We start from the raw sequence: 24268 nt of genomic DNA on the forward strand, positions 1-24268 counted from the left end.
TTAAAACTAGCAGCCACGGACTGTTTTACCAGTACGGGCTGCTCACTTTAAGACTTTACGAGGCAGGGAACAGGAACGGGTTGATACTGCTGCTGGCGAAGCCTTTTTCTTCCATGCGCTGGTCGAGCCAGAGTGTCGCGAGATCGTCGGCCACGGCGTCGGCCTGCGGATCCTGCTCCTGATAGATGACTTTCAGGTAGGATCCGCAGTCGTCACAGGTTTCGGCTTTCACTACAGCATGGTCGCTGTTGGTCGAGCCGTCCTCTAAAGACCAGTAGTGCAGTTTTTCCATCTCTTCGCAGTTGCTGCACTTGGCGCGCACCACGTGCCACTCGGTTTCACACAGGCTGCAATGCAGATAGCGCAGACCGGTGATGGCACCCAGCGTCACCACGGCAGAGACCGGCAGGCTGCCACAAACCGGGCAGAACTGGCGGTTTTCACCGTAGTCTGCGCGGCCAACGCCACGAAGCTGTGCTGCCATCTGCGCCCAGTAGAGCGACAACGCGGCCCAGATAAACGGCGCTTTGTCGGCGGGTACGTATTTAAAATCCTGGTTCAGCAAATGCGTCGCCATCATTTCGCGCTGCAGGTTCGGCGAATGTTCAAGACGCTCCAGAACCAGACGCACCGGTTCCGACGCCCCCGGTTTCAGCGCTGCGATGAGTGCATCCAGCAACACCAGCCAGTGCGGCGTACGCGCAAACAAAGTACCGTCGAGAGGCGGTTTACCGGCGACTTTGTGCAACTCGTCGCTGAGATCAATCTCCTGCGGGAATTCTTTCAGCACACGTTGTTGTGCATCGCACATCGACGCCGCAAAGTTCAGGTACTCGTCCAGCGGGCTCTCTTCTGCCAGATGACGCAGCCGCTCAGCACGGCGCTGATAAAGGGTTTTCAGGTTGGCGAACAGCACTGGCGGGATATTCCCCGCCGTTTTTTTGCCATCAGCCAGTTCATCCTGGGGAACAATCTGGATACTCATCCGGCTTTCCTCTTGTTGTCCGCTTTTTCCTGCTGCTTTGCCAGCACTTCACGGTACCAGCGCGGATGGTGATACTTCGCCCATGACGACGGGACCTTGCCATGCGTCATGGCGGTAATCGACCCTTTCGCCCAGGTTGCCGCGTAGACGTGCATGATAATGACCAGAATCAGACCGATGCCGGCCAGAGAGTGCACCAGCAAAGCCAGACGGATCAGCGGGATCGGGAAAAAGTGCGCAAACCACGGACGCCAGATAATGACGCCACTCGCCATCAGCAAGACCAGGCAGCTGATCGCCGCCCAAAACACGCATTTTTGGCCGAAGTTATAACGGCCGGTATCGCCAACCTCATGATTCGTGAGTACTTTTCCGATATTCTTCGCCCACACAATGTCATCTTTTTCCGGCAGATTGTGCTTCCAGTAACGAAAGAACATCCCGAGGAAAGAGAGGAACATCACCACGCCGAAGAACGGATGGAGGATACGCGCCAGCTGCGGTGTGCCGTAAATATTCATCAGCCAGTTAAAGGACGGGAAAAAGAAGCCCAGTCCGCTGAGCGCAAGAGTTACAAAGCAAAAAGCCACGATCCAGTGATTGAGGCGTTCCGGCAGGCTATAACGCTGGATTAACTTCTGTTTTTTCATGGCTTTCTCTCCTCGTCATGTTCTTCTTCAGCAGGCTCTTCCTCTTTTACATAGTTCGGCCCCACGCCGAGGAAGTGGAATGCGGTGGCCGCAAAGGTCGCGGCGAAGCCGATGGCGGCCAGCGGCTTCCAGATGCCTTTCCATAACGTGATAGCCGGGCTGATAACCGGATCCTTCGGCAAACCGTGGTACAGCTCGGGTTTGTCGGCATGGTGCAGCACGTACATCACGTGCGTGCCGCCAACGCCTTGCGGATCGTACAAACCGGCGTGCTCAAAGCCGCGGCCCTGAAGTTCGCTGACGCGTTCAGCCGCCAGATCTTTCATGGCTTCTTTGGTGCCGAAATGAATGGCACCGGTCGGGCAGGTTTTGACGCAGGCCGGTTCCTGACCCACGGTCACGCGATCCACGCACAGCGTACATTTATAGGCACGGTTGTCCTGCGGGTTGATGCGCGGCACGTTGAACGGACATCCGGCGATGCAGTATCCGCAGCCGATGCAGTGTTCCGACTGAAAATCGACGATACCGTTGGCGTATTGAATAATTGCCCCTTCCGCCGGGCAGGCTTTAAGGCAGCCCGGATCGGCGCAGTGCATACAGCCATCTTTGCGGATAAGCCATTCCAGTTTGCCGTTCTCCTCGACTTCGGAAAAACGCATCACCGTCCAGGATTTAGCGCTCAAATCCATCGGATTGTCATACACGCCAGTATTGTGGCCGACGTCATCGCGCAGGTCGTTCCATTCGGAACAGGCCACCTGGCAGCCTTTGCAGCCGATGCAGGTGGTCACGTCAATCAGCTTCGCCACTTCCTGCTGATGGTCCCGCGCACGCGGCGCAGGGGTAAAATCATTGGTTGCGGACTTACGAAGTATGTCCTGAGATTGCATTGCCATAATTCGTCTCCCTTACGCCTTTTCCAGGTTGACCAGAAACGCCTTGAACTCCGGCGTTTGCGAGTTGGCGTCACCTACCGATGGCGTCAGCGTATTCGCCAGGAAGCCTTTGCGGGTTTCCCCCTCAAAACCCCAGTGACAGGGAATACCGATGGTATCGACCGGTTTACCGTCAATGGTTAAGGTCTTGATTCGCTTGGTCACCACCGCTTTCGCCAGAATATAGCCACGCTTGGACGACACTTTGACGCTGTCGCCGGCCGCAATATTTTTGGATTTCGCCAGCGCTTCGCCGATCTCCACAAACTGCTCAGGCTGAGCAATGGCGTTAAGCAGCGCGTGCTTGGTCCAGTGACGGAACAGCTCGGTGATGGAATAGGTGGTAGCGACATACGGGAAGTCCGCCGCCGTGCCCATATTCGGCAGATCGCTGGCGAAGATGCGTGCCACCGGGTTGGAAATTACGTTCGGGTGCAGCGGGTTGGTGCCGATCGGCGTTTCAATCGGCTCGTAGTGTTCCGGGAACGGACCGTCGGCCATTTTATCAACGGCAAACAGACGCCCCATGCCCTCGGGCTGCATGATAAACGGCCCGACGCCGCTGCCGGGCGCGGCATTGCTGTAGTCCGCGACGTCAAAACCAGCCCATTTCGCGCCATCCCAGCGGATGATTTCGCGTTTCGGATCCCACGGCTGGCCCTGCGGGTCTACGGACGCGCGGTTATAGAGAATGCGGCGGTTGAGTGGCCACGACCACGCCCAGCCGGAGGTACAGCCGAGACCAGACGGATCGGCATTGTCACGGCGCGCCATCTGGTTACCGGCCTCGGTCCAGCTGCCGGTGTAAACCCAGCAGAAGCTGGCGGTGCTGCCATCGTTTTTTAGCTGAGCGAAGGTGGAGAGTTGCTGGCCTTTTTTCGCCACCATATTGCCCTGCGGATCGGTGAGATCGGCCAGCGCTTTGCCGTTGGCTTCGCGGGCGATCTCCTCCGGCAACGGGTCAAGCGGGTCCTGATAGTCCCACGCCATGTTCAGCACCGGCAACGGGTTGGCACCGCCCTCTTTCTGATACAGCTCGCGCACTTTCATAAACAGGCGGGCAATGATTTTGGCGTCGTGCAATGCTTCACCCGGTGGCTCAGCGGCCTGGAAATGCCATTGCAACCAGCGGCCTGAGTTCACAATCGAACCGTTCTCTTCGGCAAAACAGGACGACGGCAGACGGAACACTTCGGTCTGCACCTCGGCGGTCTGAATGTCGTTCATTGCGCCGTGGTTTTGCCAGAAGTTGGAAGACTCGGTGACCAGCGGGTCAATCACCACCATGTACTTGAGTTTTGCGAGCGCACGCGAAGACTTGTTCTTGTCCGGGAATGCCGCCAGCGGATTGAAGCCCTGCACGATGTAACCGTTCATTTTCCCTTGGGCCATCAGCTCAGCCTGTTGCATCACGTCGTAGCTTTTATCCCACTTCGGCAACCAGTCGTAGCCCCAGTCGTTATTCGCCTGCGCGTGATCGCCCCAGAAGCTTTTCATCATACTGACGAAGAAATTCGGCGTGTTTTTCCAGAAATTGACCTGCCCGTCCAGCAGCGCAGACGGCGTGATCTCTTTCAGGTATTGCGTCAGGGATGTCTGCTTTTCAGAAGGTAAACCGATGTAGCCCGGCAGGTTCAGCGACAGTAAACCGAGATCGGTATAGCCCTGAATATTCGAGTGCCCGCGCAGCGCATTCACTCCGCCGCCCGGCATACCGATGTTGCCGAGCAGCAGCTGAATCATCGCCGCACAGCGGATCATTTGCGCGCCGCCGGTATGGTGAGTCCAGCCCAGCGCGTAGAGAATGGTGGAGGTTTTGTCGCGCGCGCAGGTTTCGGCCAGAACCGAACTTATCAGCAGGAAATCCTCTTTCGAGGTGCCGCACAGGCGCTCGACCAGTTCCGGCGTGTAGCGGGAGACGTGCTGTTTCAGCAAATTCCACACGCAGCGCGGGTCCTGCAAGGTTTTGTCCTGCTTCGCGAAGCCGTTTTCGTCCAGCTGATAGTGCCAGCTCTCTTTATTATAGGTTTTCTTCGCGGCGTCAAAACCGCTGAACAGACCATCATTAAAGGCAAAATCTTCCCGCACCAGCAGGCTGGCATTGGTGTATTCGCGCACGTAGTCATGCTGGATTTTGTCGTGGGTGATCAGGTAGTTGATCATGCCGAGCAGGAAAACGGCATCGGAACCGGCGCGGATCGGGGAGTAGATATCGGCGACGGCGGCACTGCGGTTAAAGCGGGGATCGACCACGATGACTTTAGCGTTATTGCGAGTTTTCGCCTCAATCACCCATTTGAAACCGACCGGATGGGCTTCGGCGGCATTGCCGCCCATGATTAAAATCACGTTGGCGTTTTTGATGTCCACCCAGTTGTTAGTCATCGCACCGCGGCCAAAACTTGGCGCCAGCGCCGAAACGGTCGGGCCGTGGCACAGGCGGGCCTGGCAGTCGATCGCCAGCATCCCCATCGCGCGGGTGAATTTCTGGTCCAGCAGGCCGGTTTCGTTACTCGCCGCCGACGAACAGAGCATACCCGTGGTCAGCCAGCGGTTGACGGTCACGTTATTGTCGTTCTTTTCGACGAAGTTAGCGTCGCGGTCATCTTTCATCAGGCGGGCGATACGGGAAATCGCCTCGTCCCAACTGATGCGCTGCCACTTATCAGAGCCCGGCGCGCGGTATTCCGGATGCGTCAGGCGGCCTTTGCTGTGAATATAATCCAGCACGCCCGCCCCTTTAGGGCACAGCGAGCCTCGACTGACGGGATGGTCCGGGTCACCTTCTATATGGAAGATGTTTTCGCTGACGTTCTTGGCAGCGTCACCCAGGCTGTAGATCAAAATGCCACAGCCGACCGAGCAATAGGTACAGTTGTTGCGGGTTTCCCGCGAGCGGAGCAACTTATACTGACGGGTTTCCGCCAGCGCCAGCGACGGCGCAAAACCGAGTAACGTCGCTGTGGTTCCTGCCATTCCGCCCGCGCAGATCTTAAATAACTGTCTTCTGCTGACCTGCATGAAAGACTCCTTCCTATCATTTGTTAACACATTGCATTCACATTGGCGCTTTCCCCGCCGCAGCGAGGGGCGCTAAAATAGTGTATTAAATCCGGACTGTAATTGTGGTCTATTGTAACCGGAATGTTTATAAGGTTATTGCCAATGGATGTCCATCGCGTAAACGAATTTGACGAAAAAGATGACCAAAAAGTGACGCAGATCATCGGTGCCACCCGTAAAAAGGTGATGCAACGCGGACATCTCGATGCGCCGCAGGATGACTGGATTGCCGAAGAAGTGCCGGTCGCGCTGGTGTACAACGGCATCTCGCACGTTGTGATGATGGCGTCGCCCAAAGAGCTCGAGGCCTTTGCGCTGGGGTTTTCGCTGTCTGAAGGGATTATCGAATCGGTGGCTGATATCTACGGCATCGATGTGTCATCGAACTGCAATGGCATAGAAGTTAACATTGAGTTATCCACCCGCCGTTTCGCCGGGCTGAAAGAGCGACGGCGCGCAATGGCTGGCCGCACCGGCTGCGGAGTGTGCGGCATTGAGCAGCTTGGCGATCTCTTTCGCCCCGTTGCGCCATTACCGTTCACACAGACGTTTGATTTGTCGAATCTGGACAGTGCGTTGCATCAGTTGAAATCGGTACAAACTATCGGCCAACTGACCGGTTGCACCCACGCGGGTGCCTGGCTCAGCCCGCAGGGCAAACTGCTCGGCGGCTGCGAAGACGTCGGCCGCCACGTCGCATTGGATAAAATCCTCGGCGTGCGGGCGAAAAAACCAGACTGGCAGGCCGGCGCCGCGCTGGTTTCCAGCCGCGCCAGCTACGAAATGGTACAGAAGGCGGCCATGTGCGGTGTGGAAATCCTGTTTGCCGTCTCGGCCGCCACCCAACTCGCCGTCGATGTCGCCGAACGCTGTAACCTGACGCTGGTTGGTTTCAGCAAACCCGGCCGGGCAACGGTGTATACGCATGCGCAGCGGCTGAAAGGGTAAACATTACGGCAGAATGGTCCGAATCAGGCCTTAGACCGTTTGCAGCACGGCTTAGTTAATCTCGCTCTAAGCCCCGTATAACAGCATCTTACGAATACCCGCACAAAGTGCGGAGCATAGATAATCATTTTCAATATCATTTAATTAACTATAATGATCCGACTGATTACGCGGTGCTCACAATGACGGTGCCGCCCTACACTATGGAGACGATGAACATGAGTTATTCACTGCCATCACTGCCTTACGCATACGACGCACTCGAACCGCATTTCGACAAAGAGACGATGGAAATCCATCACTCTAAACATCATCAGGCGTACGTTAACAACGCTAACGCTGCGCTGGAAAGCCTGCCAGAACTGGCAAAACTGTCGGTTGAAGAACTGATCGCTAACCTCGATAAAGTTCCTGCTGACAAGAAAGTGGCTCTGCGTAACAACGCGGGTGGCCATGCTAACCACAGCCTGTTCTGGAAAGGCCTGAAAACCGGTACCACCTTGCAGGGCGACCTGAAAGCGGCTATCGAACGCGATTTCGGCAGCGTTGACGCTTTCAAAGAAACCTTTGAAAAAGCAGCAACCACTCGTTTCGGCTCAGGCTGGGCGTGGCTGGTTCTGAAAGACGGCAAACTGGCGGTGGTTTCTACTGCTAACCAGGACAGCCCGTTGATGGGTGAAGCCGTTTCTGGCGCTTCCGGTTACCCGTTGCTGGGTCTGGACGTGTGGGAACACGCTTACTACCTGAAATATCAGAACAAACGCCCTGATTACATCAAAGCGTTCTGGGCTGTTGTGAACTGGGACGAAGCAGCAAAACGTCTGGCTGAAGCGAAGTAATTTCGCGCCCCCCTTAACCGGGGTACAGTTTGCTCAAATGGCGGGGTCTTCCCCGCCATTTTTATGTCTTTCTTTTGCAGTTTGTACGTTCAAATATCAGACCCCGCCCGCAGTTCTCAAATAAGCCGCTCTCTACCCCTAAAGTTTGTCTTAAGTCCACCGATATGCCTTTAACAAAGGCTTCACAAAAACTTACCTCATGGGCAAACGCGTCGGCGGAGAACAGTAATGGGAAAGGGTACAGGTCTGTCACAACGCATTGAAAACCTGAAAGTCGGCACCAAACTCGGACTGGGTTTTGGTTTGGTTTTACTCATCGCGGTGGTGATCGCCGCAGTCGGTATGGTGAAGTTCAAAGACATCAACGACCGCGCTGAAAAAGTAGATTTCAGCAACCAGATGAATACGTTGCTCAACGATGCCCGGCTCAGCCGCACGCTCTATCAGCTCAATTACAATCCCGATTATCTGGTTAAAAACCAGCGCAGCATCGCGGATCTGCAAAAGCTGGTCGATACCTCGAAAGGCAGGCTGGAGTGGGACGCGCAGAGCCAGGCCAATCTGGATCAGGTGCCGGTAAAAATCAAAGAGTACATTCAGGCTCAGACTGCATTTAAACAGGCCATCGATGAAAAAGATGCCGTGCGCAAAAGCTGGAATCTGTCGGAAACAGAAGATGTGGTTAAACGCCTGCAGGATCAGCTGCGGGTGGAAGATGCCGATCCCTCGATTCGTCTCTCTCTGGCTGAGGTGATTCAGAAACTGATCAGCGTGCGTTATTACGTGCGCGGACTGCTGCTGAACATGGATAAAGAGTCCGAAACCACGCTGCTTAACGCCATCGATGACACGCAGGCTAACGCCAAAAAACTCAACGCCCTGCTGCTTCCTAACCAGCAAGAAACGCTCGCACCGCTGATGAGCGCGCTGGCGACTTATAAATCTCACGTGGTGGCCTATATGCCCGCTTACGAGCGTGAACAGCAGAACTCGCAGCTGCTGTCGGTCAAAGCCTCAGAGATGAACACGCTGGTCAGCAAAATCTTTAAAAATGAGCTGGATAACACGCACCGGGATATCAGCCGGGCGCTGATTCTGATGGCGGTTATCACTCTGGCAGCACTGTTTATCGGTGCGCTGATCGCCTGGCGCATCACCCGTCAAATCACCCGTCCGCTGCGCGCTACGCTCGCAACAGCAGAGCTGATTGCCAAAGGCGACCTGACGGCGGCGCAGTCCACACCGCGTCGTGATGAGCTGGGTATGTTGATGAACGCCGTGGCCGGGATGAGCCAGAACCTGCGTAATATGATTTATGAAATCCGTATGGGCGTCAGTCAGGTTTCCCACGCCGCCGCCGAGATTGCGGCGGGTAACACGGATTTATCCTCGCGCACCGAGCAGCAGGCCGCCGCCGTTGAAGAGACCGCTGCCAGCATGGAACAACTGAGTTCAACGGTGAAACAGAACGCCGAGAATGCCCACCATGCCAGCAAACTGGCTTCTGAGGCGTCGCAAACTGCTACGCGTGGCGGCAAACAGGTTGGCGATGTTGTCGTCACCATGCAGCAAATCTCCGGCAGTTCGAAGCGTATTGCCGAAATTACTTCTGTGATCAACGGCATCGCCTTCCAGACCAACATTCTGGCGTTGAACGCCGCGGTTGAGGCCGCGCGGGCCGGTGAGCAGGGGCGCGGATTCTCAGTTGTGGCGTCTGAAGTCCGTTCACTGGCGCAGCGCAGTGCGCAGGCGGCCAAAGAGATCGAAGGGCTAATTGCCGAGTCGGTCGAGCGGGTCAACACCGGCGCGAAGCTGGTCGAAAACACCGGCCGCACCATGCAGGACATTGTGCAATCGGTGACCAACGTGCGTGATATTATGGGCGAGATTGCGTCCGCATCGGATGAACAGAGCAGGGGCATTGCCCAGATTTCGCAGGCGATTGTCGAGATGGACAGCACCACGCAGCAGAACGCCGCACTGGTGGAACAATCTGCGGCAGCGGCAGATTCGCTGGAAGACCAGTCCCGCGTGCTGACCAATGCGGTATCGGTGTTCAGGTTGTCAGAGAATGACAATTTTGTGGTACCGGAAAACAAACGCGGCCCGGCGTCCAAAGCCCTGCCCCCGGTCCACCCGGCCAGCACACAGCAGGGCAACTGGGAAACCTTTTAAGACTGCCGGTAGGCTGAGATAAGAATGCGCCCGCTGCGGCGCATTTTTTTTTGCGACTTTTTAGCACCGGCAATGCAGGGTATGCTGAAAGTCTGGACATCGGCATGACGGAGGCTTTATGCACTACCCGGACGTATATATTGGCGCGATAAAATCCTATGACAACAATGCACCCAGCGCTATCGGCAAGCGTCAGGTCAATGGTGTTCTGCACCTGACTTCACTGGGGCTGGAAGGCGATGAGCAGGCTGAAAAGTCATACCACGGCGGCCCGGACCGCGCCCTGTGTCACTTTCCACGCGAACACTACGCCTGGCTGCGCCAGCATTTTCCTGAACAGGAGGATCGCTTTCATCCGCCGGCGTTTGGCGAGAATCTGTCCACGCTGGGGCTGACTGAAGACAACGTGTTTATTGGTGATATTTTTCGCTGGGGTGACGCACTGATTCAGGTGACCCAGCCGCGCTCGCCCTGCTATAAGCTGAATAGTTTTCTGCACTGTCCGCAGATGTCGCAGGTCTTGCAGGACAGCGGCCGCTGCGGCTGGCTGTACCGGGTGATCGCCACCGGCAGTGTCAGCGGTGACCGGACGTTTGAGCTGATGACCCGCAACAGTGAGGTTTCAGTCGCGGAGGCGATATCAATCGCCTTCAATATGCCTTTCGATGAAGAACAGTACCGCCGTTTGATGGCCGCTGCGGGGCTTTCCGCCAGCTGGAATAAAACCATGCAGATGCGTCTGGTGAACCGCAAGATCGAGGATTTTGGACGGAGATTGCTTGGTTCGGTGGGGAAATAGGACAATACCCTCCCTTTTACAGGGAGGGTATTTAAATCAGAAGGCTTTTTTCGCGTAACCGGTCACGACTTTCAGGCCCATTTCGCGGCCCAGCGCCGTCATCGGGTGAACCACCACAATGCCGCGTACGACTTTCTTCAGCGTGCCCATATCGGCCTGCTCTTTCTTGGTGATTTCGCGGCTGAATGGCAGCGTAGCCAGCTTTTGCGCTTCTTTGCTCAGCTTGGTAACGCGAACGTCTTTCAGACGGGCGATTTCCGCCGCCAGCTTCTCTTTTTCTTCTTCATGCTTGGAAATCAGTTCAGAGTTACCCTGCTGAATAACCGTCGCATCTTTGTGATTCAGTGCGTCCAGCATGTCGCTGAGGCGTTTGATTTCGGCTTTTTCGACTTCTTTCATAATGTTTTCGACCCGTGCGTGCCACGTCGGGCACGATGTTGCTCAAGATAATAATGTCTAGTGTATCAGGAAGTGCGGGTTTCATCAGCCCGCGCGTCAGAGGTTGTTTCAGCCAGTCCCGGCGGCAGACCGCTCATTTCACAGGCACGCTGCCCGAGGCGCGCCAGCGCGGCGGTATAGCGCGCATTAAAGGGATAACAGCACGACAGTCGCAGGCCATTGCGGTAGCGCCCGCTCGGTGAATAAAGCGTGCCCGGCGTCATGCAGATTTTCTCATCCAGCAGTTGCTGGAACAGTACCACCGTGTCGACACCCGCCGGGAAATCGACCCAAAATACGAAACCGCCCATCGGCTGAGTGGCACGGGTACCCTGCGGGAAGTAACGGGCGATCAGCGCGCGTGCTTCATCAACCTGCGAAGCGTAGCGGCGACGCAGTGCGCGCAGATGGTGGTCGTAGCCGCCGGATTCGAGGAACACCGCCAGCGTCTGCGACAGCAAAGAGGACTCGGACATCGAAGAGACGGCCTTCAGCTTACGCAACTGCTCCGCGTAGCGGCCACCGGCGATCCAGCCGATACGGAAATCCGGCGCCAGCGTTTTGGTAAAGCTGGTGCAAAACAGCACCCAGCCGTTGCGGTCGAAAGATTTCACCGCCGGAGAGAGCGCATCGCTGAACTGAATTTCTGCATAAAGCCCGTCCTCGATCAGTGGCACTTGATGATCGTTCATCAACCGTGCCAGCCGTTTCTTCGCCACCAGGGGCATGGTAAACCCCATCGGATTCTGCGCCGTCGGCATAGCGATCACCGCATTCAGGCGCTTCTCATTGAGCATCAATTCTAGCGCGTCCAGCGATAAACCGGTCTGCGGATCGGTCGGAATTTCCACCGCTTTCAGCCCGAGACTGGCCAGCAGCGGCAGCAGATAGAAATAGGTTGGCGTCTCAAGGCCCACACTGTCACCCGGCTTGGTCGTCACCCGCAGTGCAAGCTGTAAGGCTTCCATGCAGCCGTGCGTCAGGGTGATATCCGCGGTTTCCAGCATCATACCGAGCGCCAGCGACCGCCGGGCGATTTGCTGACGCAGCGCCAGATTGCCAGGCGGCAGCGCGTACTGACCAATCAGGTGCGGCTGACGGCGCAGCAGCGACGCCATGATGCGGCCCAGTTTGGCGCCGGGATAGAAATCATTCGCCTGCGGGCAGGCCAGAGAAAGGTTGGTATAAGCCGGATTGATCTGCGCGGCAAACACGGTGTCGATGAGGTCCAGAACATCTTCGGCGGGCTTAGCGGCTGGCGCATGGAGTTGATGCTGCACCTCCAGCGCCGGGAGCGCTGTGCGCACGTAGAAACCCGATTGCGGTCGGGCCTCTATCAGCCCGCGATCTTCCAGCCGCCGGTAGGCCGCCACCACGGTATTGATACTGACCCCGTGAGTCTGCGCACTGCTGCGCACCGACGGCAGGCGGCTGCCCGCAGGTAAGGTGCCACGGCGGATCGCTTCGGCAAGATTATCGGCCAGCTGGTTGTAGCGCGTATCGGTAGAAACGTCAGTGAACGAAGTCAGTATTTCGGCCATGGTGTCAGTTCCGCAAAAGTGAATAGGTACAGTTGGTTTCTCATACAACTGTAACCATGACAATAGCGTATTTTTGGCTCTGTTACCTAACCCTCTGACTCCTTACTCTGTAGGGACAGATTTTAGATGCAGGGGAATACACATGCTGGATACCGCTTTCGTCAGTTATGTCACGGTGATGTCGATCACGCCGGGGCCTAATAATTTGCTGCTGGCCGCCTCGGGGGTGAATTTCGGGCTGCGCCGCAGCGTGCCGATGATGCTCGGGATCACGCTCGGCTGTGTGGTGCAATGCGCGCTGATGACCTCGATGCTGGCGATTTTGCTCAGCTGGATGAACGTCGTGCGCCTGCCAATGGCGGTGATCGGTTGTACGTATCTGTTTTGGCTGTCATGGAAAATTTACCGTTCCGGCACGCCAAAAGAGGGCGAAAAACAGCAACCGATGAATCTGGTCGGCGGCGCTTTGTTTCAGGCCATCAACCCTAAAGCCTGGCTGATGGCGACCAACGTGGCAATTCTCTTCACGCCGCCGGAAGGCAATATGCTGCATCACACGCTGCTGATTTGCGTCGGCTTCGCGCTGGTCAACCTTCCGTGCATTCTGGTTTGGGTGGTGATGGGTGACAGGTTACGTCAGGCATTACGCGTTGAATGGAAACTGAAACTGTTCAATACCATTATGGGCGGCATGATGGCACTTACCGCGCTGTGGCTGCTGATTGGCGAAGTGCGTCATGCACTGATGTAAGTACGTTATTTTTTCACCGGGGAAAGCCGCGAAGGCTGCTGATTGCTGATATGTGCAATCAGACCGGTGATTGACAACACCATCGTGGAGCGGACGATTTGCTGATAACGCTGGCGCTGCATGGCGATCAGCGATTCGTCAGCCTCGCCGGGTTTAAGGAAGGTGGGGGCTGGAGGCAGTTCGGTGACACAGTGCAGTTCGCCGAAGGGGCCGAGAATTTCGTCGTCGGTGAAGCGGTAATCTTCACCGTCGTAGTTCAGCTCTTCACGCAGGGCCATCAGCAGTTCGGCATCTTCATACTCGTGGCGGCTGATCACGCCAAGCGCATAAATCAGTTTCAGACGCACAGTTAAATCCCCCAGCGGGCCGTTACCGGTCAGCAAAGGTTCAACGGCATATTTGACGGCGTAATCATCTTTACGGAAAACCTGCACCACCAGAATATCCAGCGCTTCCGCCAACAATTCCACGGCAGTCATCAAAAAGCTGCGCACAGTTTTCCCTGCGTTCAGTTTTTCCAGTACCCGGTTCTCAAACGCCTGTGCTTTTTCCATCGAGTTACTTACTTTAAGGATCGCGTCATGAATTACGGCTTCAGGTGTGTCCATAACGCCTCTGCTGTCATCCGTGAAAGGCGGGTGTCGGGCACGTTATCCTGCCCGACAGCGCCTGATTTACCTGGTGTTGGCAAAAATCAGAAACTCTTTTTCTCGTAGATGCTGACCGCCTGTGCGACAACGTCTCCGTCTTCCGGCAGGCCTGACACCTGCGCCAGCGCCGCTTTCGGCCCGACTTTTTCCAGTAATTCAACCCACTCTTTCGCCTGCTGATCTTCGTCGCTGCGATAATGCATGGCTGCGGCGATACCGATCACCAGATTGTTGTGCGGCAGGCGATATTCCAGCGTCCCCAGCAATGGCTTGATCAGACGGTCACCGGCGCTAAGTTTGCGCAGCGGCTGACGGCCAACGCGCTCAACATCATCGTGCAGGTACGGGTTTTCAAAACGGGAGATAATTTTTTCGATGTAAGCGAAGTGTTTTTCCGGGTCAAAACCGTAACGGTTGATCAGCACCTGACCGCTCTCTTCCATCGCACCGCGTACAATCAGGCGAATTTTTTCGTCCAGAATCGCATCGCGGATCGTGGCGTGACCGGCCTGCTGACCGAGATACGCGGTAATGGCGTGACCGGTGTTCAGCGTGAAGAGTTTGCGCTCGACGAAGGCCATCAGGTTGTCAGTCGGTTCCATACCGGCAATTTTCGGCAGCGGGCCTTTGAACTGAGTCTGGTCAACAATCCACTCGCTGAAGGTTTCAACGGTGACTTCCAGCGGATCGGTGGTGCCAGCAGCGGCCGGTGGCACGATGCGGTCAACCGCAGAATCCACGAAACCAACGTGGGCTTCAACCCAGACTTTTTCATCTTCCGGCAGCGCATTGAAGACGTGCTGTTTAAACTGGCTGGTACCACGCACCATGTTTTCACAGGCGATGATATTCAGCGGCGATTCATTACCCTGCTGATGACGCAGAACCAGACCTTTGGCGACGTTTGGTGCGATTTTTTCCAGCACGGTCGGGCCGACGGCGGTGGTCACTAAATCCACTTCAGCGATCAGGTTGATTGCATCCTGACCGGCGCTGTTGACGGCGCTGACGTTGCGCACAGGCTCAACGCTCGCCTTCTCACCGACCACGTGCACATCGTAGCTTTTACGGCTGTTCAGCGCGTCGAGTAAGACAGGGCTGACATCCGCAAACGTCAGTTCGATTCCGGCATCAGCCAGTAATTTACCGATAAAACCGCGGCCAATGTTACCTGCGCCAAAATGTAATGCTTTCATAATATTTCCTTCAAATCGGGGGCCATCATTAGGTAAAGCTGGGGAGCCGCCCGGCTCCGAATCAACAAGCGGGTCTCGTAAGACCCGCTGAGTGACGCTCTAATTCTTTATGTTTGAAACTTAAGGCATATGACTTAACGCTTAACCGCGAAGAATGCTCAGGACTTCTTCCACGCTGGACGTATTTGCCAGACGGTCGATAACGCCGTCTTCATCCAGTGCGGTGGTCAGCTTGGTTATCACGTTGATGTGCTCATTATTACGTGCGGCGATACCAATGACCAGACGTGCTGCGTCATCTTCATCGTCACCCCAGCGAATACCCGCCGGATACTGGCAGAATACGATACCGGTTTTCAGTACGCGGTCTTTCGCTTCGATAGTACCGTGCGGTACCGCGATAGATTCGCCAAGGTAAGTGGAAGTCAGCTGTTCACGTGCCAGCATCGCTTCAACATATTCCGGCTGAACATAACCGCCTTTCACCAATTGCTCACCGGCAAAACGAATCGCCTGTTCTTTACTGGTTGCCTGTAAGCCGAGGAAGATGTTGCTTTCACTCATGCGGAACAGGTTTTCGTTTTCACTGTCCGACACCAGACTGTCGCCCAGCGTAGTCGTCACTTTCTCTTTGTATTGACTGGATTTGTTCACTTCAACCAGACGGGCAGTCAGGTCAGTGTACAAGCCACTGTCGAGGAAGTTGGTCAGCGAGATGTGCTGCGCATGAGGAACCTGACGCATAGCGCGCTCAGTCAAATCACGGTGGGTAATGACCAGATCAACGTCGTCCGGCAGGCTGTTAATCGCACTGTTGGTCACGCTGATGTTGGTCAGGCCTGCGTCCTGCACTTTCTTACGCAGTACACCGGCACCCATGGCGCTGGAACCCATACCGGCGTCGCAGGCTACGATAATTTTACGCACGGTAGACAGGTCGCCCGCTACGCCCGCAGTCGCTACTTTGCCGCCTTTAGACTCAGCTTTCATGTCCTGCATACGACGGGTTGCGTCGTCCAGGTCATCGCCTTCTTTCGCTTTAGTGGTTTTCAGCAGGAAAGCAGACACGATGAAGGAGACTGCAAAAGCCGCCACGATAGCAGCAATGTTAGCGAAGTATGCGCCTTTTGGCGTCATCGCCAAAACAGCCAGGATGGAACCCGGTGAAGCTGGAGACACCAGACCGCCGTTAAGCATGGTCAGGGTGAACACGCCAGTCATACCGCCCAGAATTACCGCCAACAGCAGGCGCGGGTTCATCAGCACGTATGGGAAGTAAATTTCGTGGATACCACCGAAGAAGTGGATGATTGCCGCGCCGCCCGCAGACTGCTTAGCACTGCCACGACCGAAGAACATATAGGCCATCAGAACGCCCATACCCGGACCTGGGTTCGCTTCGATCAGGAAGAAGATAGATTTACCGGTTTCAGTCGCCTGCTGGATACCCAGTGGAGAGAAGATACCGTGGTTGATGGCGTTATTGAGGAACAGGATTTTCGCCGGTTCAACAAAGATGGAAGCTAACGGCAACAGGTTATGAACAACCATGATGTGCACGCCAGCAGCCAGCAGTTTAGACAGGGCTTCTACCAGAGGGCCGATTGCCAGGAAGGCCAGGATCGCCAGCAGCATACCGATAATACCGGCTGAGAAGTTGTTAACCAGCATCTCAAAGCCGCTTTTGATTTTGCCGTCAACCCAACGGTCAAAGCGCTTGATACACCAGCCGCCCAGCGGGCCACCAATCATCGCACCGAGGAACATCGGCATATCCGCACCGACGATAACACCCATTACGGTGATTGCACCGACCACGCCACCGCGGTCGCCGCCGACCAGACGCCCACCGGTGAAACCGATCAGCAACGGCAGCAGGTAAGTGATCATCGGGCCGACCAGTTTGGCTAAGGTTTCGTTCGGCAGCCAGCCGGTAGGAATGAACAACGCAGTAATGATACCCCAGGCAATAAATGCCCCGATGTTAGGCATCACCATGTTACTCAGGAAGCGGCCAAAGTTTTGAACTCCGACCTTAACGTTTGGTGAAAACATAAAACGCACCCCTATTGATACGCGCTAACAATAAGAGCGCGTCATATCTGTTAATTATCGGTGACGGTTACTACGGTTTTTTTGCCACTGCTTTAAAAATCCGTCCGTCGAATTGCTGTCTGCGAGGCGGACTCTACCACGTGATTATGGCACCGCGTAGCCAGCGCGCGATGCGTGAGCGAGATCACACCCAACCCCCCGCCACACCCCGCTTTTAGGTGACTGCGATCACAAAACAGGCTTGAAAATTAACCACAAAGGACAAAAAACAGACACGGAGGTGATTGAAACGTGACGAACATCACCATTTGGTAGTATGCATTTGTTATTAAAATGTGACTTATATCACAAAGTATTTTTTGGCAGACGTTGAAATTCAGCTTAAAAAATACTCAGCTGTATTTATCACGTACGTGAGCGGGTTGACGGAGATGATGTTGAAAGAAAATGACAGGGGAATGACGTCAGTCAGGAAGGACAATGGACAAGCAGGAAGCAATAACAGGCACCGCTTGCACGATGCCTGTTATGTGGCGAAAGAAATTATTTACCCTGTGCTTTCACAATAGCGGCCTGTAAATCTTCCGCGGAGACGGCACCCGGCAGGACCGTGGTGTTCCCGGCAGTGGCGCCAGAAGTTGGCATCACAATAAAGCCGGGCGTACCGCTAAAGCCTAATGTACGCGCCAGTTCGTCATTGGAAGCGATGGCTTCGTGAGTCGCTTTCAGCTGTGCCGCCGACGGCGTGGTGGCTTTGGCTGCTTTCACGGCACCGGCGATATCGGCATCGGTCAGTTTGCCTTCGTCATGGCCGGTACGGTAGATGCTGTTGTGATAGTCGAAATAGGCTTGTGAGCCTTTCTCTTTCCATACGGCCATGCCAGTTTCAGCGGCGGTAATGGAGGCTTTCCAGCGGTCACCGAAGATTGGCCACTCTTTGAAGACGAAACGCACGTTTGGATTGGCCTTCACGGTTTGTTCTACCAGCGGCGCCATGCGGCTACAGTAAAGGCACTGATAATCGAAGAATTCAACAAAGGCGACTTTAGCGTCTTTCGGGCCATAACTTGGGGTTGCCGGGTCGCTGACCAGCGCTTTAGCATTGGCCAGCACGGCTTCTTGCGTTTGCTGCTGCTGTTGGTCAGCCTGCTGCGCCTGCAATTTCTGGCTGACCTGCACCAGAATTTCCGGGTGCGCCATCAGGTAATCGGAGGCGATTTTGCCAATTGCCGCCTGCTGGGCCGGAGTAAAATCAGCGGTGGCGCTGTCAGCGGCCATCACAACCGTGGGCGCCATAACCAGCGCGGCCAGCAATGTCATCGTCAGACGTTTCATCAAAAATCCTTAATTAGTCAATCCGGGAATAGGATGCGTTGTTGAAAAATAGAGTAATTTGCCGCCGGTTGCAGGTTAAAAATTGTCATTTTTTATAAATCGACCTTTTGATAGCCATTATCCGCGCCCATTTTGAGCGTGATATCCGCAGGCTGACTCTGTTCTAACACCCGCATTACGTTTGGCCCGTCGGTCATGGCATAAAAATCTTCAGCCTGCTGTGGCGTCAGTCCACCGCGGATTTTACGCCCGATCAGCCGCCCGCGAAGCGTGTCCGGATCGGCTTCAATAAAAATGCTCACATCACACAACGCAGCGAGCGATGCCCAGCCAGCCTCGTTGAGCAGCAACCAGTTTCCCTCAACTATCAGCACCGGGGCAGTGACGCTGATAGCGTTTTCGACCGGCTCATGCAACCTGCGGCAGTACTGCGGCCAGCGGCTGCCGGATTCACGTAACGTCAGTAATGCATCGCGTAATTTGGCGAGATCAAAGGTCTCCGGCATGCCTTTACGCTGGCGCAGGCCGTGGGCATCCAGCCAGCAGTTGCGGTGATGAAAACCGTCCATCGGCAACGTTTGTAACGGGACCAGCCCGGGCGTTTCGCAGGAGAGTTTTTGCCAGAAGGCGGACAGCGTGGTTTTACCGGTGCCAGGCGGTGCGACCAGAAAGACAATCAGAGGCCGGTTTTGCAGGCGTTGTAGCGTAGAAAAACGCTGTAAAAGAGGCAGGTGGAGCTGGTCGATATCCTGATGGGGAAAGCAAGCCTCGGTGGTCAGCCCGTTAATCGTCAGCGTTACGTTCATAGGTGAGTTCCTTGAGTAAATCCGTCACCGCCAGTGACAGCGCCGTTCTCACCAAATTGCTATAGCGCGCATTATTGAATATCTCAAAACCGGCATATTTCATTTTCTCAATGGACTGGAACATCAGCGGGTTATCGGTGACGCAGCGCAGATTCTGGATAAATTCATAAACGGTTTCTTCATGAAATCCGACCGTCTCAGGCTGCGTTTTAAGATGCTCATCCAGTTGAGAAAACAGCAAAATATCGGCATAGACCGGTTTTGTGATTTTCCCCAGCGCGTAAATCAGCCGCAGGGAAACATCAATACTGTCGAGCGGGCCAGATTTGGCGAGCAGCGGCTTGACGGCAAATTCACGGATATCCTCGTCATTATTGATAAACAAGTGGGGAAGGAACTGCTTTATGCCGCTGAGTAAAATCACATTGGCGGCATCCAGAAAATCATTGAGATTGGTCTGGGCGGAGAGCGTCTCCAGCACCTGATCTTCAGTGAGTACAGTCATCCTTCCCTTAGCCAATTCAGTAATGAGGAGAATTGATCATATTACAGGCCGGTGGAAACACCAAAGTGGCTGAGCAAAGCCTGCTCCGCCTGCGCATTCCACACGCCGTGCGTCGGTGCCACCAGCTCTGCCAGCCGGGCAAACAGCGGGTCGCTTTTGCCCAGTTCAGCAAAATCGTCAATGGCCGTCAGCGGCAGAGAAATCCCGTTGTAGATAAGCTTTTTGCCACCCGGAATATGGGGCAGGTTGAGCACCGTTTCCGGCACCGCATCCAGCCCGCCGATATGGGTGATCATGTACGAAGGCTGAATGCGCCCCGCCGCCGTGAGCGCCAGCGCCTCTTCCATATCACCGGTCGAACCTCCCGACGTGCCGACAATATGCGTCGAAGAGTAATGAACATGGTAGAAATTGAAGGGAACGCGAAAGTTTTTGTCAGTCGGCCCGGCAAAGAAATTCAGGCAGCCGTCTTCAGCCAGCAGGTCATCGCCCAATTCGATCACTTGTGCGACCGCCGCGTAAACAAAGACGTCGTCGAATCCGTGGTTGCCAGTCAGTTCGCGCAGGTGAGCTGCGGGGTCTGACAAAGTTTTGCTGTTGATGTAGACCAGTTCAATGCCTTTTTCCGCCGCCAGGGCGACCGGCAATAATTGCTCTGCCCGTGCCAGGCGCTGTTCGTCAATATCGACCACCACCACGCGCGCGGGTTTCACATCGCCGTTAATCGCGTAATCAATCGCCCCGATGCCCATCGGTCCGGCGCAGGCCAACAGTGCCAGATTGCCCCCGGCTTTAATGCCCATCTGATGTTCATACACATACTGCGTGGTGTGATAGCTAGCGTGATACGCGCCGATAATGCAGCACATCGGTTCCGCCAGAGAGGCCGCCGCAAAGTAACGCCCCTCATAAGGCAACACGCAGCCCATATCAATAGCCTGTTTCGGGATGATCATATAGGTAGCGTTACCGCCGAACGTTTCATAGCTGTAACCGGCGGAATATCCGGTCGGCAGCCCCATGGCCGGTTGCAGCACGAAGCGTTTTCCTTCCTGAAAACGTCCAGTCAGGTTTTTCCCAACCTGAACGATCACCCCGGCGCATTCATGCCCGGTGACGGCCGGATGCTCAGCAATATCTTCCGGTACGCGTTTGTGTTCACTCCCGAGCAGAGCAGCTTTATAGGTCGAGAGACACACGCTGTCTGACACCACATTCACCAGCAGTTCGTCATCGCTGATTTCCGGCAGGTCGAATTCCCGGATTCTGACGTCTTTCTTGCCATAAATGGCCGCGACTTTGGTTTTCATGCGAGTGCTCCTTGCTGAGGCTGTGAGGTGATATCGATAAGCAGCGCATCGAGCGCCGGGTCACCAAGGTAGTTTTTAATCAGGATCAGCGGTTTATCCGTGACCCGCTGTGCACGCCCTTCCAGACTGGCGTGGGTGACAATAATGTCGGCATCAGCCGGGATGTTTTCGATGGAATAGTGTTTCACCTCGATCGTATAACCCGCCTTTTCCAGCTTCTTGCGAAACGTGGTCGCGCCCATGGCGCTGGAGCCCATTCCGGCATCACAAACAAAGGCGATCAGACTGACCCGGGCCGCCAGCGGTGATGTAATCACCTTGCCTTCGGCCTTACGTTTTTTGTTCGCCGTCTGGGAATCAGCGAAGTTATCTTCCGCCGGTGAAGTATCAAGTTTCAAAATCACGGTAGCGACGACAAAAGAGACCACGGTGCCCGCCAGCACACCGGCGCAGGTTCCGATAAACCCCCCGCGCGGCGTCAGGGCCAGATAGGCAAAGATTGAGCCAGGACTTGGGCCAGCTACCAGCCCCGCACCAAACAGTTCAAAGACGTAGATACCGGTCATACCGCCGGCAATCATCGCGATGATCATCAGCGGTTTCATCAGGACGTAAGGGAAATAGAGCTCGTGGATACCGCCGAGAAAATGAATGATCATCGCGCCGGGTGCAGACTTTTTGCTCAGCCCTTTCCCAAACAACGCGAAAGCCAGCAGCATACCGAGGCCGGGACCAGGGTTGGAAGCCACCATGAAATAGATAGATTTGCCAGCCTGTGCGGTGTCCTGCATACCCAGCGGGTAATAAACTCCCTGATCGATAGCATTATTGAGAAACAGCACTTTTGCCGGTTCGTTAATCACCGACAGCAGCGGCAAATAACCGGTTGCCACCAGTGCCTCAATGCCCTCTTTCACCACGTTATTGGCCGCCATCACCGCCGGGCCAATGACCTCGTAGGCCAGCAGACATAACAACATGCCGAGAATACCGAGCGAAAAGTTATTGATGACCATTTCAAAGCCGGCGGGGATGCGTTTCTCCAGCGCCTGATCCACTTTTTTGATCACATAACCGCCAAGTGGCCCCATCACCATCGCTCCGATAAACATCGGAATATCTGCACCAACAATCACCCCCATGGTGCCGATACCGCCCATGACCGCTCCGCGTTTACCGCCGATCAGGTGTCCGCCGGTGGAACCAATCATCAGCGGCAGCAGATAGGTGATCATCGGGCCAACCAGTTGGCCGAAGTGGACATTAGGAGTCCAGCCGGTCGGAATAAATAACGCCGTAATAAAACCCCAGGCAATAAAAGCCCCGATATTGGGAATGACCATTGCCGTCAGAAAGCCGCCAAAAGCCTGCACTCTGGCGCGCATTGATTTGTTAGCCATATTTAATTCCTGTTTGAGAGGGAGGGTAAAATTAATAACGCCGGATGATGTTGGTTAACTCCTCAATATTTTCCGCACGGAGTAATTCATTAATCACGTCGTCTTCACACAGCATTTCACTTAATGCCTGAATGGCGGAGATATGAGAGTCCGCATCGGCGGCCGCCAGGCCGATAAGCAGATTCACCGGCGGGCTTTCAGCGCTAAAGCTCACGCCTTCGCGCAGCAGCGTCAGGCTAAGCGCCGTCTTCAGCGCCCCGCACTCTGGCCGCGCATGGGGCATGGCGATATGCGGAGCCAGCAAATAATAGGGGCCGATATCCAGTGTGGTTTGTTTGATGGAGGCAATATAATTTTCCGTTATCGAATTATTCTCCAGCAGGTTTTCCATCGATAAATCTATCGCATGCTGCCAGCTCTTCGCGCCGGAATAAATATTTATCGCATCCTGATGAAAGAAATTTATTAACTCTGACATATCACACCCCTTATTCCCGTAATGTTCCCCCGAATAAAATATCACAGGATAATGACGGACATTGAATAATCCGGAGCATATTCTCACGCTACTTTTTTAGCAAACGGGCGGAATCTTGTGATCGCTGTCTAATAAAACAGAATGAGGGGTGGAAAAGTGAATGGCACTCACATTATTTACTGCTTATTTTAATTAAAAATAATAAGTCAATAGTCATTTTGATAACCAAATCACAAATAATTATTTTTATTAAAAGGATGTAATTGTGAACCTCGTCAAATTAGTACTATTGTTTTTTTTATTTTAACATTAAAAAAGCCACGTTTTTTAACGTGGCTTTTAAGGTCGGTTCACCGTATCTCTGCGGGAATAAACCTTAGTGGCTGTAATCGCCCTGCGCAGCTTTCTGCGCGCTGAGCAATGTCTGCTGTTTACCCACCAGATTCGACATCATGGTGTTGTATTGCATCGCCTGCTGCTGCGTCGGGAACTGCACACCACCGTTCGCGAAGGCTACCTGAGCACCCTGCTGTTGCAGGTAATCGCCCACGGCGATGATGTCCTGGGTGAAGCTGGTCAGCGCCGGTACCAACGGAGTCAGCACGTTTGCAGGCTCCGTCACTACGCTGGAATAAACCTGTGCGTAGACGGCTTTGAGATCGTCAGGTTGCTTGAGAGCAGCCATGGCGGTATCAGCCTTGTTCTTCGAGTCGCGGATTTGCGCACTCAGCAGATTCAGTGAACCGACAGACTGTTGCAGCTCGGTACGCTGAGTCATGTAATCCTGCGGCGTACGGATCTGCCCGATTGCGCTGACCGCCGGAACCAGACTGCCTTCCACAGCCTGCTTCATCTGACGTGAATACGACAGAATGATGCCGTAATCATTGGCGTAATTACCAAACTTCTGTTTCTGATCTTCACTCAGTGATGGCAGGTTCTGCCCACTGCGCATCACGGTATTTTGCAAATAGTCGATAAAGGCTTTACGTTGCTCCGGCTCTTTATCACCACACGCCGTGAGTTGAAACACGACCAGCAATGCCACAAGCGGCGCCAGCCAGCGCGCGAATGCCCTGCTTCTGATCCCTACAGCCATGAGTCCTGACTCCTGATTTCAATGTTCTTTTTTACCGGCCAGTTCCCTGCCGATCTGTGCCTTCCATGCGAGTAATAGAATAGAACATCTGGGGGGAGAACGCTTTTTAAAAAAGCGTTGGAAACGGTTTAAATTCAAATTCAAATTCAAGGTCGTGGGCGTCGGCCCACACCGACTTTTAAATTCAACGCCAAGGTCAAGACCGTGGGCTCGCCGCCCACACTGGCCCAAAGGAGGTTTAAACGAACCTCCTTTGGAATCCTGCGTTTTTAAACTGCGCGCTATCGCTGAATCGGGATGGCCGTGT

The 24268-nt window shown here is 54.6% G+C and carries 21 protein-coding genes; 5 read left to right on the forward strand and 16 right to left on the reverse strand.

All coding sequences use genetic code 11. The annotated features are described in order from the left end of the window. Positions 1–55: 55 nt before the first annotated feature. The 4 genes from fdhE to fdnG are packed head-to-tail and all read right to left on the reverse strand — an operon-like array spanning position 56 to position 5594. Complete coding sequence (fdhE, locus tag ACZRKO_RS18785; RefSeq protein WP_463738758.1) at positions 56–985, reverse strand: formate dehydrogenase accessory protein FdhE; 930 nt, start codon at positions 983–985, stop codon at positions 56–58. Then, positions 982–1635: a formate dehydrogenase cytochrome b556 subunit gene (gene fdoI, locus ACZRKO_RS18790; protein ID WP_463738759.1), complete on the reverse strand. Its 654-nt coding sequence runs from the start codon at positions 1633–1635 to the stop codon at positions 982–984. Before fdoI ends, fdhE begins: the two co-directional genes overlap by 4 nt. Continuing rightward, positions 1632–2534 (reverse strand): formate dehydrogenase subunit beta, encoded by a 903-nt coding sequence (gene fdxH / locus ACZRKO_RS18795; protein ID WP_463738760.1) that lies wholly within the window; start codon positions 2532–2534, stop codon positions 1632–1634. The genes fdoI and fdxH overlap by 4 nt, the downstream gene beginning before the upstream one ends. 12 nt (positions 2535–2546) lie before the next feature. Then, on the reverse strand, positions 2547–5594 hold the full coding sequence (fdnG, locus tag ACZRKO_RS18800; RefSeq protein ID WP_463738761.1) for a formate dehydrogenase-N subunit alpha: 3048 nt from the start codon (positions 5592–5594) through the stop codon (positions 2547–2549). A gap of 144 nt (positions 5595–5738) precedes the next feature. Between fdnG and fdhD the strand changes: the two genes are divergently transcribed. The 4 genes from fdhD to yiiM all read left to right on the forward strand — a co-directional run bounded on the left by fdhD (position 5739) and on the right by yiiM (position 10397). Further along, the gene (fdhD, locus tag ACZRKO_RS18805) at positions 5739–6584 is read left to right on the forward strand and encodes a formate dehydrogenase accessory sulfurtransferase FdhD (RefSeq protein ID WP_463738762.1); all 846 of its coding nucleotides are present in this window, start codon (positions 5739–5741) and stop codon (positions 6582–6584) included. A gap of 218 nt (positions 6585–6802) precedes the next feature. Next, positions 6803–7423 (forward strand): superoxide dismutase [Mn], encoded by a 621-nt coding sequence (sodA, locus tag ACZRKO_RS18810; protein ID WP_463738763.1) that lies wholly within the window; start codon positions 6803–6805, stop codon positions 7421–7423. Positions 7424–7651: 228 nt separating this feature from the next. Further along, a complete protein-coding gene (locus tag ACZRKO_RS18815; RefSeq protein ID WP_463738764.1) occupies positions 7652–9598 on the forward strand; it encodes a methyl-accepting chemotaxis protein in 1947 nt (648 codons plus the stop codon). Between the two features lie 118 nt (positions 9599–9716). After that, positions 9717–10397, forward strand: a complete 681-nt coding sequence (yiiM, locus tag ACZRKO_RS18820; RefSeq protein ID WP_463738765.1) for a 6-hydroxyaminopurine reductase — start codon at positions 9717–9719, stop codon at positions 10395–10397. A gap of 36 nt (positions 10398–10433) precedes the next feature. Here yiiM and ACZRKO_RS18825 read toward each other — a convergent pair whose 3' ends face one another. Both ACZRKO_RS18825 and ACZRKO_RS18830 read right to left on the reverse strand, forming a co-directional pair. Further along, the gene (locus ACZRKO_RS18825; RefSeq protein WP_463738766.1) at positions 10434–10796 is read right to left on the reverse strand and encodes a YibL family ribosome-associated protein; all 363 of its coding nucleotides are present in this window, start codon (positions 10794–10796) and stop codon (positions 10434–10436) included. 65 nt (positions 10797–10861) lie between these two features. Beyond that, positions 10862–12376, reverse strand: a complete 1515-nt coding sequence (locus ACZRKO_RS18830; RefSeq protein ID WP_463738767.1) for an aminotransferase-like domain-containing protein — start codon at positions 12374–12376, stop codon at positions 10862–10864. A 142-nt stretch (positions 12377–12518) separates the two neighbouring features. Between ACZRKO_RS18830 and ACZRKO_RS18835 the strand changes: the two genes are divergently transcribed. Further along, entirely contained in the window at positions 12519–13127 is a 609-nt protein-coding gene (locus ACZRKO_RS18835) for a LysE family translocator (protein WP_463738768.1), read from the forward strand. 5 nt (positions 13128–13132) lie between these two features. Here ACZRKO_RS18835 and ACZRKO_RS18840 read toward each other — a convergent pair whose 3' ends face one another. From ACZRKO_RS18840 to ACZRKO_RS18885, 10 genes are all read right to left on the reverse strand, one after another. Next, positions 13133–13681 carry an MltR family transcriptional regulator gene (locus ACZRKO_RS18840; protein WP_463738851.1) on the reverse strand — a complete coding sequence of 183 codons (549 nt, stop codon included), beginning with the start codon at positions 13679–13681 and terminating at the stop codon, positions 13133–13135. Between the two features lie 140 nt (positions 13682–13821). Beyond that, positions 13822–14973, reverse strand: coding sequence for a mannitol-1-phosphate 5-dehydrogenase (locus ACZRKO_RS18845; protein ID WP_463738769.1), 1152 nt, complete (start codon positions 14971–14973; stop codon positions 13822–13824). Positions 14974–15114: 141 nt separating this feature from the next. After that, positions 15115–17028 carry a PTS mannitol transporter subunit IICBA gene (locus ACZRKO_RS18850; protein WP_463738770.1) on the reverse strand — a complete coding sequence of 638 codons (1914 nt, stop codon included), beginning with the start codon at positions 17026–17028 and terminating at the stop codon, positions 15115–15117. A gap of 543 nt (positions 17029–17571) precedes the next feature. Beyond that, positions 17572–18363, reverse strand: coding sequence for a DsbA family protein (locus ACZRKO_RS18855; protein ID WP_463738771.1), 792 nt, complete (start codon positions 18361–18363; stop codon positions 17572–17574). Between the two features lie 92 nt (positions 18364–18455). After that, complete coding sequence (locus tag ACZRKO_RS18860) at positions 18456–19169, reverse strand: nucleoside/nucleotide kinase family protein (RefSeq protein WP_463738772.1); 714 nt, start codon at positions 19167–19169, stop codon at positions 18456–18458. After that, positions 19147–19674, reverse strand: coding sequence for an MltR family transcriptional regulator (locus ACZRKO_RS18865; protein WP_463738773.1), 528 nt, complete (start codon positions 19672–19674; stop codon positions 19147–19149). The genes ACZRKO_RS18860 and ACZRKO_RS18865 overlap by 23 nt, the downstream gene beginning before the upstream one ends. A gap of 41 nt (positions 19675–19715) precedes the next feature. Then, complete coding sequence (locus ACZRKO_RS18870) at positions 19716–20984, reverse strand: zinc-binding dehydrogenase (protein WP_463738774.1); 1269 nt, start codon at positions 20982–20984, stop codon at positions 19716–19718. After that, entirely contained in the window at positions 20981–22384 is a 1404-nt protein-coding gene (locus tag ACZRKO_RS18875; protein WP_463738775.1) for a PTS mannitol transporter subunit IICB, read from the reverse strand. Before ACZRKO_RS18875 ends, ACZRKO_RS18870 begins: the two co-directional genes overlap by 4 nt. Positions 22385–22415: 31 nt before the next feature. Next, positions 22416–22862 (reverse strand): PTS mannitol transporter subunit IIA, encoded by a 447-nt coding sequence (cmtB, locus tag ACZRKO_RS18880; protein WP_463738776.1) that lies wholly within the window; start codon positions 22860–22862, stop codon positions 22416–22418. Between the two features lie 376 nt (positions 22863–23238). After that, positions 23239–23961 carry a DUF3053 domain-containing protein gene (locus tag ACZRKO_RS18885; RefSeq protein WP_463738777.1) on the reverse strand — a complete coding sequence of 241 codons (723 nt, stop codon included), beginning with the start codon at positions 23959–23961 and terminating at the stop codon, positions 23239–23241. Positions 23962–24268: the final 307 nt, after the last annotated feature.

It is taken from the genome of Ewingella sp. C233 (assembly GCF_055407225.1).